The organism is Pseudomonas sp. HD6515 (assembly GCF_024971855.1).
GTDB classification, from domain to species: domain Bacteria; phylum Pseudomonadota; class Gammaproteobacteria; order Pseudomonadales; family Pseudomonadaceae; genus Aquipseudomonas; species Aquipseudomonas alloputida.
This window is the reverse complement of the sequence record NZ_CP079827.1, coordinates 4,983,612-5,001,210: the sequence shown is the minus strand read 5'-3', so window position 1 is coordinate 5,001,210 and position 17,599 is coordinate 4,983,612. Positions and strand designations below refer to the sequence as shown.

Genomic DNA, 17,599 nt, shown 5'->3' with positions numbered 1-17,599 from the left:
TTTTCAAGGAGAACCTGATGAGAGCCTGGCGTGTGGTGTTGTTGACTTTGTCATTCCTGCTGCTGGGCGGTTGTCTGGTGACCTTCCATGAGCCTTTGCCCAGCAACCAGGCAGCGCCCAAGGCCTTGCTCGGCAAGTGGAGCAGCAAGGACGCCTGGGGAGAGCCGTTGAAACTGGTGATCAGCCGTAGCGGTGGCGACGCCTACAAGGCAGTGGCCACCGCCAAGGGCAAGGCGCCTGAAGAGTACGTGTTCACCGTGTCACGCCATGGCAACCGCTGGTACTTGTCGGCCGGCGTGCCCAAGCGCCTGGGTGGCAATTTCCTGATTGGCGGCTTCGATATCGTCGATGGCAAGGAACTGGTGGTCTACAACCTGGATGTCGAGCAGGTACAGCAGGCGGTGGACAAGAAGGAACTGATTGGTCGCAGTACCGAGGTGCCGGAGGACAACGGCGACGGCGTGCTGATCGACAGCCCGGCGGCGAGGGTGCTGGCCTACCTGGACGACCCGGCCAACTCCGACCTGTTCGTCGAAGTGGCGCGGTTCCAGCGTTCCGGCAAGTAGTTGCCTGTACCGGCCTCTTTGCGGGCAGGCCCGCTCCTACAGGGGCCTTACCAAGCCTGGGCTCCGTGATATCCCTGTAGGAGCGGGCCTGCCCGCGAAGAGGCCGGTACAGGTTTCGTGTACTAGAAAGGAGTCCCCGGTGGACGAATACCAGCAAACCATCCGCGCCCTGTCCGACCGCATCGTCGCGGCACAGACGCCTATCCGGGTCCTGGACGCGGTGAAGTGGGACGACAACATCCGCCAGGGCTTTCTCAAGGCCAAGGGCAAGGAGCCGCCGGCGGTTGATCGTGCCTACTACCAATCGCGTCCGCTGTCGTTCGACTCCAGCGCGGTCAAGGCCGAGTTCCAGGGCATCGAGCGCGACATCATTCGCCAGTTGGGCCAGTTCAACCCGGTCGGGCAGATCATGAAGCGCATGTGCCGCGAATACCGCATGGTGGTGCGCATGCTTGAAGCGCGCGGTACCGAGGACTTCGGCCTGATCTCCCAGGAGCTGTACGGCGCCGCCTCGGATGCTTTCCACGCCGGTGATCCGACCCTGGCCGACCTTGGCCTGATGCTGTCGGACTACCTGAACAACATCGATGGCCGTGGTGACCTCAAGGATGAGCCAAAGAATCTCACCGCCAAGGAGGCGGTGGAGATCCTCCAGCACCGGCTGAACAACGTGTTCGGCGAGGCTGAAGGGACCATTCGCGTGTTCGAGTCCGACGGTATCGTCGCCGATGCCGCAGCCGGTGCCGACTACATCAAGGTGCGTGCCGATGCCATGTTCAACGCCCGCGATGTGCGCGCCCTGGAGGTGCATGAAGGGTTGGTGCATGTCGGCACCACGCTCAATGGCCTGAACCAGCCGATCTGCACCTTCCTGGCCAAAGGCCCGCCCTCATCGACGGTAACCCAGGAGGGCCTGGCGATTCTCATGGAGGTGATCGCCTTTGCCTCCTACCCCAGCCGCCTGCGCAAGCTCACCAACCGCACCCGTGCCATCCACATGGTCGAGGAGGGTGCAGACTTCATGCAGGTCTACGGTTTCTTCCGCGAGCAGGGCTTTGAGATGGCGCAGAGCTACAGCAACGCCAGCCGGGTGTTCCGCGGGTCGGTACCCAACGGCCTGCCATTCACCAAGGACTTGTCCTATCTCAAGGGCTTCATCATGGTTTACAACTACATTCAGTTGGCCGTGAAGAAGGGCAAACTGGAACAGATCCCGTTGCTGTTCTGTGGCAAGACCACCCTGGAAGACATGCGCACCCTGCGCCAACTTGTCGAGGAAGGGTTGGTCGAGCCGCCCAAGTACCTGCCTGAACAGTTCCGCGACCTGAGTGCGCTGTCGGCCTGGATGTGCTTCTCCAACTTCCTCAACCACCTGAGCCTGGATCGCATTGAAGCCGACTACGCGAACATTCTCTGAGCACTGCCGCCTGCTCGTCTTCGGCCTGGCCCTGCTGAGCCTTGGCGGTTGCAGCAGCCTGTTGTTCTACCCCGAGCGTGGTCAGGCCTTCACCCCTGAGCGTGCCAAGCTGGAATACCGCGATGTCACGCTGACCACTGCTGATGGCATCCGCCTTCACGGTTGGTGGCTGCCAGCCAAGGCCGGGGTCAAGGGCACGGTGCTGCACCTGCACGGCAACGGCGGTAACCTGCCAGGGCACCTGGGTGGTAGCTACTGGTTGCCGGAGCAGGGCTACCAGGTGTTCATGATCGATTACCGCGGCTATGGCTTGTCTCAGGGCCAGCCGAGCCTGCCGGAGGTGTACCAGGACATTGCTGCAGCCATGGCCTGGCTGGAGCAGGCGCCCGAGGTCAAGGGCAAGCCGCTGGTACTGCTGGGGCAGAGCCTGGGCGGTGCCATGGCCATTCATTACCTGGCGGCCCACCCCGAGCAGCGTCAGCGCTTCAGCGCCCTGGTGTTCGATGGCGTGCCGGCCAGTTACCGCGCGGTGGGGCGCTTTGCGCTCAGCACCTCCTGGATGACCTGGCCATTGCAGGTTCCGCTGTCGTGGCTAGTGCCGGACGGCGACAGCGCGATCCACTCGATCGAGCGATTGAGCAGCCCGCCCAAGTTGTTTTTCCACAGCATCGACGACAACCTGGTGCCGATGGACAACGGCATCCGCCTGTATCAGCACGCGCCACCACCGCGGGTGCTGCAACTGACCCGAGGGGGGCACGTGCAGACCTTCGCCGACCCTACCTGGCGCCAGGTGATGCTGCGGTTCCTCGATGACCCCAGCCATTTCAACGGCCTGCGGCGGCTTGCCGAAGTGCCCAATTTCCCTGACGAGAAGAACAAGCAATGAGTGAAGAACGCAACGCCATCCCGCTGATCCTGACCGGCGTCGGTAGCATCATCGTGACGGTGGGGGCCTTGTGGTATTACGGTTACCTGCATTTCGCCAAGCCCGAAGATGCCCTGCTGCTGCAGGATTTCACCATGCTCAAGACCATCCCCGGCGAGGACTACAAGGTATCGCTGGACCCGGCGCCGCAAGTGGCCCAGTGCGTCGACGGCGTGCTGGTGCTGTTCGACACCCAGCAGAAAGGCCTGACCGGCGTGCTGGTGGACAACCGCAAGCGCGCGGTGCGCTGCATGGGCGAGGAAACACCGCAGCAGGTGCAGTGAGCCGGCCCTTTCGCGGGCAAGCCCGCGCCTGCGACGACTTCATTGCCCCCGTCGGAGCGGTTTCACCCGCGAAGAGGCCAGAACAGGCAAAAGAAAGCCCCGCGTCGATCGCGGGGCTTGTCCTTTCAGCTAGCCAGCCTTAGCGCTGAACCTGGCTCACCGAGCGTGGTGCCACCGGCTGGTTGTCGTTGGAGATGGTCACCTCCACCCGACGGTTCTGCGCACGTCCCGAGTTGCTCGAGTTGTCCGCTACCGGGTACTCCTTGCCATAGCCCTGGGAAACGATACGCGCCGGATCTACCCCGGCACGCACCAGTGCCATGCGCACGCTGTTGGCACGGCGCTCGGACAGGGTCTGGTTGTAGTTGGCCGAGCCGACGCTGTCGGTGTAGCCCTCGACGATCACCTTGCGTTCCGGGTTTTCCTGAAGGAACTGGGCCAGCTTGGTGATGTTCGGGTAAGCGCTGCTCTTGAGTTCGGCCTTGTTGAAGTCGAACAGCACGTCGCCGAAGGTCACCAGCGTTCCGCGGTCGGTCTGCTTGGCGTTGAGGCTGTCCTGCAGCTTGGCGATCTGCGCGTCGCGGGCATCCAGCTTGGCCTGGGCGCGCTGGGCCGAGGCATTCTTCAGTTCAGCTTCGGCGGTGCGCAGGGCAATGGTCTGCTTGGCCACTTCGACGCGCTGGTTGGTCAGGTAGGCCAATTGGTCGACTTTCTTCTCGTCTTCACGGTCCATGTAGGCCTTGTCGGCCTTGTTCAGCCAGTCCTGAGCGTCCTTGGTCTCCAGTGCCGCGACTTTGCTCGCTTGCGGGTCGCTCTGCAGCGAAGAGAAGTTGGTGCGGGCCGATTCCAGGTTGGCATTCGGATCGTGCGAGCAGGCAGCAAGACCGACGCTCAGGGCCAGCAGGGCGGGAATCATGACGTGTTTGCGCATAGTGTTCATCCTTTGATCGTGTGCGAAGGCTAAGGTTGGCGGGGCAGGGCTTATTGAGCGCTGCGCAGGCCTTCCTCACGTACGTCCTGAACGCCCTGGCGGGCATCCTGCACGGCCTTCTGGGCTTTAGCTGCCTGGGCCTTGCGTTCGGCGAGGCGTGCATCCCATTCGGCCTGTTGGGCCAGGCGCTTGGCCTCGTCGTACTTCTTGTCATGCATGGCGATTTCGGCTTGCTTGAACTTGTCCTGAGCCGCTTTCATTTCCACGGCGGCGAACTCGGTACCGCCAGCGCTGACGGCGGAGTTCACGGCGGACTGGGTAACGGCATACTGCTCGGTGGGCGGATTGCCCGCACAGCCGGCCAGGACCAGGCTACTGCCCAGCGCCAGCGCGGCCAGCTTGAACCCGCGCACATGAGTGGATGACAGTTGGCTAGTGCGGGTCTTCATGGTGGTCAGCTCCATTGGATCACTCCTGATAACGACGATGTCCGTAGCAGTCCATCGCTCAATCCCTGACAAAACCGCGCGCTTCAGCTCAACGGTGCACGAGGGCAGTGTGCAGGGTTTTAGCGTGATGGCTATTGGCTCCGACTCGAACGTTTTTCGAATAGTTCAGAAAAAAGCGCTGTAATCGAATAACTATTTCTGACTGATCGGTCAGTGCGATTTACCTGGAACTTTCCCAGGCTGGAGCGGTATTCCGGGCCTTGAGCAGGCCCGGAATGCTGGGGCGCAGGATTATTTGTCGGTGTCGACTGTCGCGTTGCTCAAGTTGTGCAGGTGCTGGCGGGACAGGGAGAGAAAGCGCGGTGTAGGACCAACGTCTTCGTACAGCGGGTCGCCTTCTTCGTCGGTGGCGATGACCTGGCGGCCCTGCACATAGGGGAAACTGGCTTCCAGTTCTTCAAGGGCGGCGGCGACCAGTTCGCCGAGCAGTTCTTCGGCGGTGCGCTTGGGGTACATGTCGATCAGCGCGGCCAGGCGCGCTTCGGACTCCAGGTCCAGATGCAGGACATGGCCGGTACGGCTGAGGGTACCGGCGGCATTCTGTTCCCAGTGCTGGGCGAGTTCACGGATTTTCATGATGACCTCTGTTGACGCCTGGAAAGGCTGCACTGCATGGGAGTGCTGTGCTTTCACTTTAGTTTGGTTTGGCCGATCACGGCTTGCCATCGTCGCCCGGCTGTGGGCACTCTTGGGGGATACCGCCCCCCTGTAGGAGCGGGTTTACCCGCGAACACCGGCAACGCCGGTGCCAGGCACCGCATTGGGCTCTTCACGGGTTAACCCGCTCTGGCACAGGGCGCGCCAAGGCTGAGAGGGATGCAACGGAGAGAGCGCCAGTGACCGATATCGATGTGCGTTTGCGTGAAGATGTCCATGTGTTGGGGGAGCTGCTTGGCGAAACCATTCGCCAGCAGCACGGCGATGCGTTCCTGCAGAAAATCGAGGACATCCGCCACAGTGCCAAGGCCGACCGCCGTGGCCCGGGTGAGCAGCTGAGCTCAACCTTGGCGGACCTGGCCGAAGAAGACCTGCTGCCCGTAGCGAGGGCCTTCAACCAGTTCCTCAACCTGGCCAACATGGCCGAGCAGTACCAGTTGATCCGCCGCCGCGACGCTGACCAGCCCGAGCCGTTCGAAGCGCAGGTACTGCCCGAGCTGCTGGGGCGCTTGAAGCAGGCCGGCCACAGCAACGATGCCCTGGCCCGGCAACTGGCCAAGCTCGATATCCAGTTGGTGCTCACCGCACATCCCACCGAAGTGGCCCGTCGCACGCTGATCCAGAAGTACGACGCGATCGCCGGCCAACTGGCCGCGCAGGACCATCGTGACCTGACCTCGGCAGAACGCCAGCAAGTACGTGAACGCCTGCGCCGGCTGATCGCCGAGGCCTGGCACACCGAGGAAATCCGCCGTACCCGGCCTACGCCGGTAGACGAAGCCAAGTGGGGTTTCGCAGTGATCGAGCATTCACTGTGGCATGCCATCCCCAGCCACCTGCGCAAGGTCGACAAGGCCCTGCTGGAGGCCACTGGCCTGCGCCTGCCGCTGGAGGCCGCGCCGATTCGCTTTGCCTCGTGGATGGGTGGGGACCGTGATGGCAACCCCAATGTAACGGCTGCCGTCACCCGCGAAGTACTCCTGCTGGCGCGCTGGATGGCCGCCGACCTGTTCCTGCGCGACATCGATGCACTGGCCGCCGAGTTGTCCATGCAGCAGGCCAACGACGCCCTGCGCAAACAGGTTGGCGACAGTGCCGAACCCTACCGCGCTGTGCTCAAGCAACTGCGCGACCGCCTGCGTGCGACACGCGCATGGGCGCATTCGGCCTTGACCAGCAAGCAACCGGCCGGTGCAGACGTGCTGGTGGACAACCGCGAGCTGATCGCGCCGCTGGAGCTGTGCTACCAGTCACTGCACGAATGCGGCATGGGCGTGATCGCCGAGGGGCCGCTGCTTGACTGCCTGCGTCGTGCGGTGACCTTCGGCCTGTTCCTGGGCCGCCTGGACGTACGCCAGGACGCTGCCCGCCACCGTGATGCGCTGACCGAGATTACCGATTACCTGGGCCTGGGGCGTTACGCCGACTGGGATGAGGAGCAGCGCATCGCGTTTCTCCAGGCCGAGCTGAAAAACCGCCGGCCCCTGCTACCTGCGCATTTCAAGCCGCAGGCGGACACCGCCGAAGTGCTGGCGACCTGCCGGGAAGTGGCCGCTGCGCCGGCCGCCTCGCTGGGGTCTTACGTCATCTCCATGGCCGGTGCCGCCTCGGATGTATTGGCGGTGCAACTGTTGCTCAAGGAAGCCGGCCTGACCCGCCCCATGCGTGTGGTGCCACTGTTCGAGACCTTGGCCGACCTCGACAATGCCGGCCCGGTCATGCAGCGCCTGCTTGGCCTGCCGGGCTACCGCGCGGGCCTGCGCGGCCCGCAGGAAGTGATGATCGGCTACTCCGATTCGGCCAAGGACGCCGGCACCACGGCTGCTGCCTGGGCGCAGTACCGTGCTCAGGAAAACCTGGTGCGTATCTGTGCCGAGCATCAGGTCGAGCTGCTGCTGTTCCACGGCCGTGGCGGTACGGTCGGGCGAGGCGGCGGCCCGGCCCATGCCGCGATCCTGTCGCAGCCGCCGGGTTCGGTGGCGGGGCGTTTCCGCACCACCGAGCAGGGTGAAATGATTCGCTTCAAGTTCGGTTTGCCGGGCATCGCCGAGCAAAACCTCAACCTGTACCTGGCTGCCGTGCTTGAAGCCACGCTGTTGCCACCACCGCCCCCGCAGCCGGCCTGGCGTGAGGTGATGGACCAGTTGGCCGCCGATGGTGTCCAGGCCTACCGCAGCGTGGTACGGGAGAATCCCGATTTCGTCGAGTACTTCCGCCAGTCGACGCCAGAACAGGAGCTGGGGCGCCTGCCGTTGGGCAGCCGCCCGGCCAAGCGTCGTGCCGGGGGCATCGAAAGCCTGCGGGCCATCCCGTGGATCTTCGGCTGGACCCAGACCCGGCTGATGCTGCCGGCCTGGCTGGGCTGGGAAACGGCGCTGACCAATGCCTTGGCCCGTGGTCAGGGAGAGTTGCTGGCGCAAATGCGCGAGCAATGGCCGTTCTTCCGCACCCGCATCGACATGCTGGAAATGGTACTGGCCAAAGCGGATGCGCAAATTGCCGAGGCCTACGACGAACGTCTGGTGCAACCGCACTTGCGTCCTTTAGGTGCGCACCTGCGCGACCTATTGTCGCAGTCATGCCAGGTAGTGCTGGGTCTGACCGGGCAGCCGGTGCTACTGGCGCACAGCCCCGAGACACTGGAATTCATTAGCCTGCGCAATACCTATCTGGACCCGTTGCACCGCCTGCAGGCAGAGTTGCTGGCCCGCTCGCGCAGCCGCGAAGCCGCTCTGGACAGCCCGTTGGAGCAGGCCTTGCTGGTGACCGTGGCGGGTATTGCCGCCGGGCTGCGCAACACCGGCTAAGGACAAGCCCGGGTCATGTCTGGTGACGGCCATACAGGCCCGGCACAATGACGGGGAGGGCGGTTGCGCCAGGCGCAACCGCCTGCCCGGTCAGCCGCAAGTGGCGCATTCCTGCAACTTTGGGACGCTTGTCTGGCTGCCGGGCGCTGTGTATCTTGAGCAGCCTTCTGACCGATTTATGGTCATACCCGATTATCCGGACTTGGCCCTGGTCGCCGAATCCATTGAATTTCATACAAAAATTTGAGGAGCACAAGATGCGCGTAATTCTGCTGGGAGCTCCCGGGGCCGGTAAAGGTACTCAGGCAAAGTTCATCACCGAAAAGTTCGGTATTCCACAGATCTCCACCGGTGACATGCTGCGTGCCGCCGTCAAGGCCGGCACCCCGCTGGGCCTGGAGCTGAAGAAAGTCATGGATGCCGGTCAGCTGGTCTCCGACGAGTTGATCATCAGCCTGGTGAAGGAGCGCATCGCTCAGCCTGATTGCGCCAACGGCTGCCTGTTCGACGGCTTCCCACGCACCATCCCGCAGGCCGAAGCCATGGTCGCTGCCGGTGTCGACATTGATGCCGTGGTCGAAATTGCCGTGGACGACGAAGAAATCGTCGGCCGCATGGCTGGCCGCCGCGTGCACCTGGCCTCGGGCCGTACCTACCACATTCAGTACAACCCGCCGAAAGTGGAAGGCAAGGACGACGAGACCGGTGAAGACCTGATCCAGCGTGACGACGACAAAGAAGAAACCGTTCGCCATCGCCTGTCGGTCTACCACAGCCAGACCAAGCCGCTGGTGGATTTCTACCAGAAGCTGTCGGCTGCCAATGGCGGCAAGCCGAAGTACAGCCACATCGAAGGTGTCGGCTCGGTTGAAGCCATCACCGCCAAGGTCCTGGCAGCCCTGAGCTGATCCGGCGCCTGACGCACCTCGACAACGGCCCGCTTCTGTGGGAGCGGCCTTGTGTCGCGAAAGGGCTGCAGAGCAGCCCCAGACAATGGTGTGATACCGCTGAAACCCTGGGGCCGCTTTGCGGCCCTTTTCGCGACGCAAGGTCGCTCCTCCAGGGCCAGTGCAGGCTTTGAAATCAGCGTGATGGGCCGCACAGCGGCCCCCTCGGGACACAACGCCGCTGCTGCTCTATACTGCCGCTCTTTTTCATTCGCATCTGGATACCCGTTCGATGACCACCCTGCTGGCCCTGGATACCGCCACCGAAGCCTGTTCCGTCGCGCTGCTGCATGACGGCAAGGTAACCAGCCATTACGAGGTGATCCCGCGCATGCATGCCCAGAAGCTGCTGCCGATGATCAAGCAACTGCTGGCCGACGCTGGCGTGGCACTGAATGCGCTGGATGCCATTGCCTTTGGCCGTGGCCCGGGCGCGTTCACCGGCGTGCGTATTGCCATCGGGGTTGTGCAAGGCCTGGCCTTCGCCCTCGAACGCCCAGTGCTGCCGGTGTCCAACCTGGCCGCTTTGGCCCAGGGTGCATTGCGCGAGCATGGCGTGCAGCAGGTGGCAGCTGCCATCGATGCGCGCATGGATGAAGTGTACTGGGGCTGCTACCAGGCCACGGCGGGCGAAATGCGCCTGGTCGGCCGTGAAGCCGTGTTGCCGCCCGAGCAGGTGGCGCTACCGGCAGGCAGCAATGGCGAGTGGTTCGGTGCCGGTACCGGATGGGGCTATGCCGAGCGCCTGGCGGTACAGGTGGCGGCTAGCAACCCGGGTGCCTTGCCCAACGCCCTGGACGTCCTCAGCCTGGCCACCTTTGCCTGGGCCCGTGGCGAGGCAATCGTCGCCGAGCAGGCGCAACCGGTTTATCTGCGCGATAATGTAGCCACGCCCAAGAAGCACTGAGTGCTGTTCGTCGATTATCGCCGAACACGCTAAAACCTTTTGCGCGATCTGTGGTCCAGTTATCACTCAAGCATTAGCGACGGAACTCTGATGCTGCTAAATTGCCATCATTGGTCCTGAGTGCTCATGCCATGCGTATCGACGGTTTCTCATCGCAGTCCTACCCGCTCAAGCGCCTCTCGCGCAAAGCAGCGGTGCGTGACGAGGCCATCGACGACGCCGAGGTGATCGAGGAGGCAGAAGCCGCCCCGCAGGAAGCCACCGCCCGCCGCCCTGGTGGTGGCCTGCCAGCCCGCCAGCAGGACATGGTTTTCCCTCGCGCCCGTGACCGCCGCACCGCCACCGCACTGGCCAGCTACCTGAGCACTGCAGGCTTTACTGACTGGGACATGGAAGTACTGGGGCTCGACCTGTACATTTGATGGATGAATCCCCTACCACTGCCTTACTTTCTCGGTTGCCCGTCGTGGAGCGAAAACGCCTGGCGCGACTACCTGTACCTCGCTGACGCCAACAGTAATCAAATGCTTGGCTTCTACAGCCAGGTATTCAACGCCGTCGAAGGCAACACCACGTTCTACGCACGTCCCGCTCCCGGCACCATTGCCCGCTGGGCGCAGGTCATGCCAGAGCACTTTCGCTTCACTGCCAAGTTTCCGCGGGATGTCAGCCATGAGGGCGACCTGCGTGACCAGCTTGAGCCTGCCTTCGATTTCACCCGGCTGATGGCCCCGCTGGGCCAGCGCGTATCACCCTACTGGCTGCAGTTGCCGGCCCAGTTCGGCCCGGCGCGGCTGGGTGAGCTTTGTCACTTCCTCGATCAGATTGCCGTGCCCGTGGCTGTGGAAGTGCGCAACCAGGCCTTTTTTGCCAAGGGTGAGGAAGAACGCCTGCTCAACCGCCTGCTGCACGAACGCGGTGTGGAGCGTATCTGCCTCGACCCGCGCGCGCTGTTCAGTTGCACCTCGCGCGACCCTGCCGTGCTGCATGCGCAGTCGAAGAAGCCCAAGGTGCCACCGCGGCCGGCAGCCTTCAGCCAGCACCCGCAGGTTCGCTTCATTGGCCATCCGGAACTGGAGGCCAACCACACCTTCCTCAGCCCTTGGGTAGAAAAAGTCGCCGCCTGGATCGAGGAAGGCCGCAATCCCTATATCTTCCTGCACACCTCGGACAATCGCCTGGCTGCGGCGCTGGCCCAGCGTTTCCATCAGCGCCTGATGGCACGGCTGCCGGGTCTGGCACCTTTGCCGGAATTGCCGCGCGCCCCTGAGGTCGAACAATTGGGGCTACTCTGACCTTTCCCTGACTGCCGGAGGTTGAACCATGGATGTGCAAACCCTGCGAGCTGAGGCCTTCAAGGCGTTACACGCGCGCGACGGCGCGTTCGTCATCCCCAACCCGTGGGATGCCGGCTCCGCCAAGTTGCTCGCCAGCCTGGGTTTCGAGGCGCTGGCTACCACCAGTGCAGGCCTGGCCTTCAGCCTTGGCCGGCCGGACGCCGAAGGCGCCTTGAGCCTGGACGATACGCTGGACAATGCCGGCGAGATCGTCGATGCCACCGCGCTGCCGGTGGCCGCCGATCTGGAAAACGGCTTTGGCGACTTGCCCGAAGACTGTGCCCAGACCATTCTGCGTGCCGCCGAAATTGGCCTGGTGGGCGGTTCCATCGAAGATGCCAGTGGCCGCAGTGATGCGCCCATCTATGACTTCGGGCTGGCTGTGGAGCGCGTGCGCGCTGCCGTACAGGCTGCGCGAAGCCTGCCATTCCCGTTCACCTTGTGCGCCCGTGCAGAAAACCTGCTGCACGGGCGCATGGACCTCGACGACACCATCCTGCGCCTGCAAGCCTATGCCGAAGCCGGTGCCGACGTGCTCTACGCCCCCGGGCTGCGCACCGTGGAGGAAATCCGTGCCGTGGTGCAGGCAGTCGCACCGCGCCCTGTGAATGTGCTGATGGGCATGGCGGGCGTGCCGCTGAGCGTCAACCAGTTGCAGGACCTGGGCGTGCGCCGCGTCAGCGTTGGCTCGTCGCTGGCCCGTGCTGCGCTCGGGGCCTTGTACCGGGCCGCGCAGGAAATTCGCGGTGAGGGCACGTTCGGCTACGGTGAGCAGGCCATGCCGTTTGCCCAACTGAACGACCTGTTCCGCCGCTGATGAGGGCATTGCTGGCGCTACTGGCCAGCCTGCTGACGGTGGCCGGCCTGGCCTGGCACTTCGGCTGGCGCCTGCCTGCCGCATGGAACCCCTGGGCGCCGCTGGACGTACGCCAGCCGCCCAACCTGCTGACCCCCTACAAACTGTCGCGCCTGCGCGATGACCCAGCGCTGTGCCGGCAGGCGCTGGAAACCAGCCACCTGCGTTACCGGGCACAAGCCGACAGCCCGGCGTCGGCCAACTGCCCGCTGCAGAACGTATGGCGTATCGAGGGCGGCCTGGCGCGGCTGAGCAGCAGCTTTCTGGCCAGTTGCCCGTTGGCGGTGGCCTATGCACTGTTCGAAAACCATGGGTTGCAGCCGGCGGCGCAGGAGGTATTTGGGCAACCGGTGACGCAGGTCGATCACCTGGGCAGCTTTGCCTGCCGCAATGTCTACCACCGCAAGCAGGGCCGTTTGAGCCAGCACGCCACGGCCAATGCCCTGGACATCAGCGGTTTCCGCCTTCAGGACGGCCAGCGGATCGTGCTGGCGCGTGACTGGCAGGCGGGTGGGCAGAAGGCCGAACTCCTGCGTCGGGTGCAGCGGGCGGCTTGCGAGAGCTTCAGCACGGTGCTGGGGCCGGACTACAACGCGGCTCACCACAATCACTTTCACCTGGACATGGGGCGCTGGCAGGTGTGCCGCTAGCCTCAGGCGTGAGCGCGCACGTTGTTCAGCACCACTGGACGCGCCCAGTGGATGTCGAACGCCAGGTCATTCTGCTGCTTGGCCAGGGTGGGGTCGTCGAACGGTTCCGGGGCCGGGTCCAGCAGGTTGCGTTCCAGCTCGGCGATGGGCAGGAACAGCGACCGCGGCGTGGGGCCAGGGCCGGGTTCGGCGATCGGCTGACCCTGGCTCATCACCACCGGGCGCAGCCAGCTGTTGTTGATGTCGAGCTGACGCTGCTGCTCGATCAGTTCCATGGCGCTGAACGGCTCGGGGGCCGGCGGCAGCAGCTTGGCTTCAAGCTCGGCCTTGGGCAGAAACAACGGTTCGGGCGGCGCCACGATGGTGTCGTGCACCGGGCAGGCGCGCTGGGCGTCGATCAACGCCAGTGCACGGGCGCCGCCGATGGGTTCGCCGCTGTCCTGGTCGTACTGCACGAACGACTGGCTGACGCCGTCTACGGGCTCTTCCTGCTGCTCGGCCATGGCCCGGGCAAAGAAATCCTGCCACAGGTGGCTGACGCCCCCGAGTGCCTGGGTGTTGTGCTGACTGTAGTTGCCGACAGGCGACAAATAGGTCAAGCCGATGGGAAGAGTATCTGACATGGCAGTCGTGCGCGCTGTGCTCTGGCAGAATAGCGGGATATTGCCTGTATCGGCCGTGGCTGCCGATTCATTAAGGGCTTGGTTTGATTTTTCGGGTGTGAACGATGGAAGAGCAAGGCACGGGTATCAGGGTCGAGGCGATGGCAGCTGAGTATGCGCAACAGGCCAGGGCGTGGGCTGAACGCCTGGGCCTGCCGCTGCAGGACGATACCGCCGCCTTCGCGGTGCAGGTGGGCGCCGACGGCTTGCAGATTCAGCAACTGGGCCCGCAGGCGCCCGGGCCGGTGCGTGTAGACTTCGTCGAAGGCCAGGCTGCGCATCGCCGCCAGTTTGGCGGTGGCAACGGGCAGATGATCGCCAAGGCTGTGGGCATTGCCCAAGGTGTCCGGCCGCAGGTGCTGGATGCCACGGCGGGGCTGGGCAAGGACGCGTTCGTGCTGGCCAGCCTTGGCTGCCAGATGACCCTGATCGAGCGCCAGCCGCTGATTGCCGCGCTGCTGGAGGACGGCCTGGCGCGGGCGCGGGCGGATGAAGAGGTGGGCCCGATTGTCGGGCGCATGCGCCTGCTGACCGGCAACGCCATCGAGCGCATGCGCGCCTGGGAAGGGGAGGCGCCGCAGGTGATCTACCTCGACCCGATGTTCCCGCACCGGGACAAGAGCGCCCTGGTGAAAAAGGAAATGCGCGTGTTCCGGCCTTTGGTGGGCGATGACCTGGATGCCCCGGCCCTGCTCGAAGCCGCCCTGGCGCTGGCCAGCCACCGTGTGGTGGTGAAGCGCCCACGCAAGGCACCGATCATCGATGGGCCGAAGCCCAGTCATAGCCTGGAAGGCAAGTCGAGCCGGTATGACATCTATCCGAAGAAGGCTTTGAAGGCCTGACCTGCCCCTATCTGGCCGGCTAGCACGATTGTAGGAGCGGCTTTAGCCGCGAATACCGGCAACGCCGGTGCCATCCACTGCGGCGCCTCCTGCGCGGGAAACTCGCTCCCACAATGACCTGTTATTTCTGCCAGTAGTCATTAGTTGGCTAAGGGCGCGATCCTAACGGACATTTGATCCTGATGGAGGGTAATGTTCATGTCGCCTGCTCCTTATGCCCGGCAAGCTGGCCGCCAGTTTTTTTACTGTAACGGCAAGATAGTTGCTGAATTGAATGGCGATGCCCGCTGGCGTTTCTTTCAGGCTAATGGCCTGGCGCTGGCTCAGAAAGATCACCAGTCCTCGGGCTTGTCCAGCATGCTGGCGGCATCCGACCAGCAGCGCTCGGTCCTATTCATTTATGAAAAGAAACGCCTGGAATCACAGGCTTACTCGCCCTATGGGCATCACAATCAGGGTAGCGGCTTGCTGTCGTTGCTTGCCTTCAGTGGCGAGCGGCTGGATGCGAGTTCGGGGCTTTACCATCTGGGGAATGGTTACAGGCAATTCAGCCCGGTCATGATGCGCTTTTGCAGCCCGGACAGTTGGAGCCCATTCGGTGCAGGTAGTTTTAATGCGTATGCGTATTGTGTGGGAGATCCTGTGAACCGTATTGACCCGACGGGGCATGCTGGAGTTAGGGTGACAATTCAAAGAAAACAATCAAGGCCAAATAGACCCGTGCAGAAAGTAATGGAGTCTAACTCTCTAGTGTCGAAGGAAAGAATCTATAAGCGTAATGGGGCTGATCGTATCATACCAGAGAGTAGAGCAGGGGTTGGAGAGGATGTTTCATTTGAGTCATTATTCAATTCGCACGAAATCGCTGAGCAGCATCGTTTGTTTGCGCAGTTTAACGCACCTACGAGAACATTTTCAGAAAGCAAGAAAGTATTCTTCCAATCGCATGATTCAGGTCCGGATGTTGAAGCCGGAAAGCGCTATGCTCAATCGTTGAATGTACACAAGGACTCGCTCGAAAGTGAAATCAAAGCGCGTGATTTGAAAGATCTTTTAAGTGATTTGGATGCGGTTAATGCTCGTATGTCCGCAGCGGGATCCTCGCGAGACCTAATGATTCAAGCCGCGTTAATAGCAGAGATCAGAAGGCGTCCCGCATAAATGGCTTGGGTGTGATGAGCTCTATATCAGCTGCCTTCTGCGTGCACTCACGTAGAAGGCAGAAGGCAGAAGTTTGGCTAGTGAGTGATTGAAAAAGTATTAATGAAGATTTTTCTCAGTCCCTAAACGCCCGTAAGAACACTTTTACCACCTCGTGCACATGCGCCTCGGCTTCATCGCCCTCTAGCGGCCCCGCACAACCCAGCAGCAAGCGGTAATCTGGCGCCCCCTTGACCAGGCAGAAGAAATGCTCCGCCGCCCTCAAGGGGTTGTCGATGCGCAGCAGCCCGCGCTCATGTGCCCCGCGCAGTAGCGCTTCCATGCCTGCGAGCACGCGCTTGGGCCCGGCTTCGTAGAAGTACTCGCCAAAACTCGGGTCCAGGCTGCCCTGGGCCATGATCAGGCGGCTGAGCTTGATCGCTTCGTCACTGCTGATAAGCGCCTGGAAGTTGCGGGCAATGGTCAGCAGCACGTCTTCCACCGGCACCCCCTCGGGATACTCGAACAGCAGGTCAGGCAACTGGATCTGGCAGGTGGCCATGACCGCCGAGCAGAACAGGGTCTGCTTGTCGGTGAAGTGGCTGTACACGGTGAGCTTTGAAACACCTGCCGCCGCAGCGACCGCATCCATGCTGGTGTTGGCGTAGCCAAGGCTGAGGAACAGCGCCTTGGCCGCTTCGAGAATCGCCTCGCGCTTGGCCAGGTCCTTGGGCCGGCCCGGGCCGATGGGTGCGTCGTTGGACATTGTGGTCTGCATCTGGTTGAAGGTTCACCATCTTAACGGGTCACGCGCCATCCGGCTAAAGCCAGGCTGCATTATCTGCTGTCTGCCAGTGGACAGTTGATTGACAAGAATGTCGTTGCGAAGGTGCCGTTGACCACCCACTGCGCACCCAGGCGCGAAACGCGGGGGGTAATGGGCTCAAACCGCACCCTCGAAAAACCCGCGCATACCCTTCCCGGCATCGTTGCGCTGATTTAATATACCAGTCAGTACAAATATTAAATGTGCACTCCGCGAAAGGATTCATCATGTTGCGCCATGCCTTGTCCATCGCTCTGCCCGCCGCCGCTGCCCTGCTTCTGGCGGCGTGTGGTCAGGAAGCCGCCCCACCCGCCGCGCCGCGCCCGGCGCTGGTGGTGCAGCCACAGCCTGCCGAAGCCGCTGCCGACAGTTACCCCGGCGAAGTGCGCGCGCGCTTCGAGCCGGAGCTGGCCTTCCGCATTGGCGGCAAGGTCAGCAAGCGACTGGTGGAGGAGGGGCAGCGGGTCAAGGCCGACCAGCCGCTGGCCGAGCTGGACCCGCAGGACGTGCGCCTGCAACTTGAAGCCAACCGCGCCCAGCTGGCGGCTGCCGAGGCCAACCTGGCATTGGTGCGCGCCGAGCGCGACCGCTACCAGAAGTTGCTGGAACGGCAGATGGTCAGCCACTCCCAGTTCGACAACGCCGAAAACCTCTACCGCGCCGGCCTTGCCCGTCTGAAGCAGGCCAAGGCCGAGTTCGATGTGGCGGGCAACCAGGCCGAATATGCCGTATTGCGTGCGCCGCAAGCCGGGGTGATCGCCAAGCGCCAGGTTGAAGTGGGCCAGGTGGTCGCCGCCGGGCAGACCGTGTTCACCCTTGCCGCCGATGGCGAGCGAGAAGTGGCCATCGGCCTGCCGGAGCAGCAGTTCGCCCGCTTCGCTGTGGGCCAACCGGTGAGCGTGGAGCTGTGGTCGCACCCGCAGGCGCGTTTCCAGGGGCGCATTCGCGAGCTGTCACCGGCCGCCGACCCGCGCTCGCGCACGTTCGCGGCGCGCATCGCCTTCACCACGGCCGCCGTACCGGCCGAGCTGGGCCAGAGCGCCCGGGTGTTCATCGCCAAGGACGGGCTGATCCCGCTGGCGGTACCGCTGTCTGCCGTGACTGCGGAAAACGGTCAGGCCTATGTCTGGCGGGTGAACAAGGAAAGCCGCCTGGAGCGGGCGACCGTGCGCCTGGGGGCTTATGGCAGCGACAGTGTGCCGGTGCTCGAAGGCCTGGACCCGGGTGACTGGGTGGTTGCCGCTGGTGGCCATGTACTGCGCGAGGGCCAGGAGGTACGCCCCGTGGACCGCAGCAACCGTGTAGTGAACCTGACGGCCAAGGAGTAAGTCCC

At 63.2% G+C, this 17,599-nt stretch carries 19 protein-coding genes; 14 read left to right on the top strand and 5 right to left on the bottom strand.

Annotated features, from left to right (window positions below; all coding sequences use genetic code 11):
* Positions 1-17 precede the first annotated feature (17 nt).
* From KW568_RS23155 to KW568_RS23140, 4 genes are all read left to right on the top strand, one after another.
* Positions 18-566 (top strand): hypothetical protein, encoded by a 549-nt coding sequence (locus KW568_RS23155; protein ID WP_047604484.1) that lies wholly within the window; start codon positions 18-20, stop codon positions 564-566.
* Positions 567-705: 139 nt separating this feature from the next.
* The gene (locus KW568_RS23150; protein WP_003252215.1) at positions 706-1,983 is read left to right on the top strand and encodes a flavohemoglobin expression-modulating QEGLA motif protein; all 1,278 of its coding nucleotides are present in this window, start codon (positions 706-708) and stop codon (positions 1,981-1,983) included.
* Positions 1,955-2,872: an alpha/beta hydrolase gene (locus tag KW568_RS23145; protein ID WP_060546226.1), complete on the top strand. Its 918-nt coding sequence runs from the start codon at positions 1,955-1,957 to the stop codon at positions 2,870-2,872. The genes KW568_RS23150 and KW568_RS23145 overlap by 29 nt, the downstream gene beginning before the upstream one ends.
* Positions 2,869-3,195, top strand: a complete 327-nt coding sequence (locus tag KW568_RS23140; RefSeq protein ID WP_003252219.1) for a hypothetical protein — start codon at positions 2,869-2,871, stop codon at positions 3,193-3,195. Before KW568_RS23145 ends, KW568_RS23140 begins: the two co-directional genes overlap by 4 nt.
* 139 nt (positions 3,196-3,334) lie before the next feature.
* Here KW568_RS23140 and KW568_RS23135 read toward each other — a convergent pair whose 3' ends face one another.
* From KW568_RS23135 to KW568_RS23125, 3 genes are all read right to left on the bottom strand, one after another.
* Positions 3,335-4,126 (bottom strand): OmpA family protein, encoded by a 792-nt coding sequence (locus KW568_RS23135; RefSeq protein WP_003252221.1) that lies wholly within the window; start codon positions 4,124-4,126, stop codon positions 3,335-3,337.
* A gap of 50 nt (positions 4,127-4,176) precedes the next feature.
* Positions 4,177-4,590: a DUF4398 domain-containing protein gene (locus KW568_RS23130; RefSeq protein ID WP_003252223.1), complete on the bottom strand. Its 414-nt coding sequence runs from the start codon at positions 4,588-4,590 to the stop codon at positions 4,177-4,179.
* 276 nt (positions 4,591-4,866) lie between these two features.
* Positions 4,867-5,211 carry a hypothetical protein gene (locus KW568_RS23125; RefSeq protein WP_003252225.1) on the bottom strand — a complete coding sequence of 115 codons (345 nt, stop codon included), beginning with the start codon at positions 5,209-5,211 and terminating at the stop codon, positions 4,867-4,869.
* A gap of 260 nt (positions 5,212-5,471) precedes the next feature.
* Between KW568_RS23125 and ppc the strand changes: the two genes are divergently transcribed.
* The 7 genes from ppc (at position 5,472) to KW568_RS23090 (ending at position 12,796) form a co-directional block, all read left to right on the top strand.
* Entirely contained in the window at positions 5,472-8,099 is a 2,628-nt protein-coding gene (gene ppc, locus KW568_RS23120; RefSeq protein WP_003252227.1) for a phosphoenolpyruvate carboxylase, read from the top strand.
* Between the two features lie 257 nt (positions 8,100-8,356).
* The gene (gene adk / locus KW568_RS23115) at positions 8,357-9,007 is read left to right on the top strand and encodes an adenylate kinase (protein ID WP_004575467.1); all 651 of its coding nucleotides are present in this window, start codon (positions 8,357-8,359) and stop codon (positions 9,005-9,007) included.
* 271 nt (positions 9,008-9,278) lie between these two features.
* A complete protein-coding gene (gene tsaB, locus KW568_RS23110) occupies positions 9,279-9,953 on the top strand; it encodes a tRNA (adenosine(37)-N6)-threonylcarbamoyltransferase complex dimerization subunit type 1 TsaB (RefSeq protein WP_003252230.1) in 675 nt (224 codons plus the stop codon).
* 131 nt (positions 9,954-10,084) lie between these two features.
* The gene (locus tag KW568_RS23105) at positions 10,085-10,375 is read left to right on the top strand and encodes a hypothetical protein (protein ID WP_003252232.1); all 291 of its coding nucleotides are present in this window, start codon (positions 10,085-10,087) and stop codon (positions 10,373-10,375) included.
* 3 nt (positions 10,376-10,378) lie between these two features.
* Positions 10,379-11,248: a DUF72 domain-containing protein gene (locus KW568_RS23100; protein WP_259536916.1), complete on the top strand. Its 870-nt coding sequence runs from the start codon at positions 10,379-10,381 to the stop codon at positions 11,246-11,248.
* Positions 11,249-11,276: 28 nt separating this feature from the next.
* Entirely contained in the window at positions 11,277-12,107 is an 831-nt protein-coding gene (locus KW568_RS23095) for an oxaloacetate decarboxylase (protein WP_054889489.1), read from the top strand.
* Complete coding sequence (locus tag KW568_RS23090; RefSeq protein ID WP_054889490.1) at positions 12,107-12,796, top strand: extensin family protein; 690 nt, start codon at positions 12,107-12,109, stop codon at positions 12,794-12,796. Before KW568_RS23095 ends, KW568_RS23090 begins: the two co-directional genes overlap by 1 nt.
* A gap of 2 nt (positions 12,797-12,798) precedes the next feature.
* On the opposite strand, the gene KW568_RS23085 is transcribed toward KW568_RS23090, so the two are convergent.
* A complete protein-coding gene (locus KW568_RS23085; RefSeq protein ID WP_033725782.1) occupies positions 12,799-13,419 on the bottom strand; it encodes a hypothetical protein in 621 nt (206 codons plus the stop codon).
* Between the two features lie 104 nt (positions 13,420-13,523).
* Between KW568_RS23085 and KW568_RS23080 the strand changes: the two genes are divergently transcribed.
* Positions 13,524-14,300: a class I SAM-dependent methyltransferase gene (locus KW568_RS23080; RefSeq protein WP_060537760.1), complete on the top strand. Its 777-nt coding sequence runs from the start codon at positions 13,524-13,526 to the stop codon at positions 14,298-14,300.
* A 198-nt stretch (positions 14,301-14,498) separates the two neighbouring features.
* Positions 14,499-15,461 carry an RHS repeat-associated core domain-containing protein gene (locus KW568_RS23075; RefSeq protein ID WP_234547578.1) on the top strand — a complete coding sequence of 321 codons (963 nt, stop codon included), beginning with the start codon at positions 14,499-14,501 and terminating at the stop codon, positions 15,459-15,461.
* Between the two features lie 115 nt (positions 15,462-15,576).
* Here KW568_RS23075 and KW568_RS23070 read toward each other — a convergent pair whose 3' ends face one another.
* Positions 15,577-16,218 (bottom strand): TetR/AcrR family transcriptional regulator, encoded by a 642-nt coding sequence (locus KW568_RS23070; RefSeq protein ID WP_234547576.1) that lies wholly within the window; start codon positions 16,216-16,218, stop codon positions 15,577-15,579.
* 275 nt (positions 16,219-16,493) lie between these two features.
* On the opposite strand from KW568_RS23070, the gene KW568_RS23065 reads away from it, so the two are divergent.
* Positions 16,494-17,594: an efflux RND transporter periplasmic adaptor subunit gene (locus KW568_RS23065; RefSeq protein WP_012053558.1), complete on the top strand. Its 1,101-nt coding sequence runs from the start codon at positions 16,494-16,496 to the stop codon at positions 17,592-17,594.
* Positions 17,595-17,599: the final 5 nt, after the last annotated feature.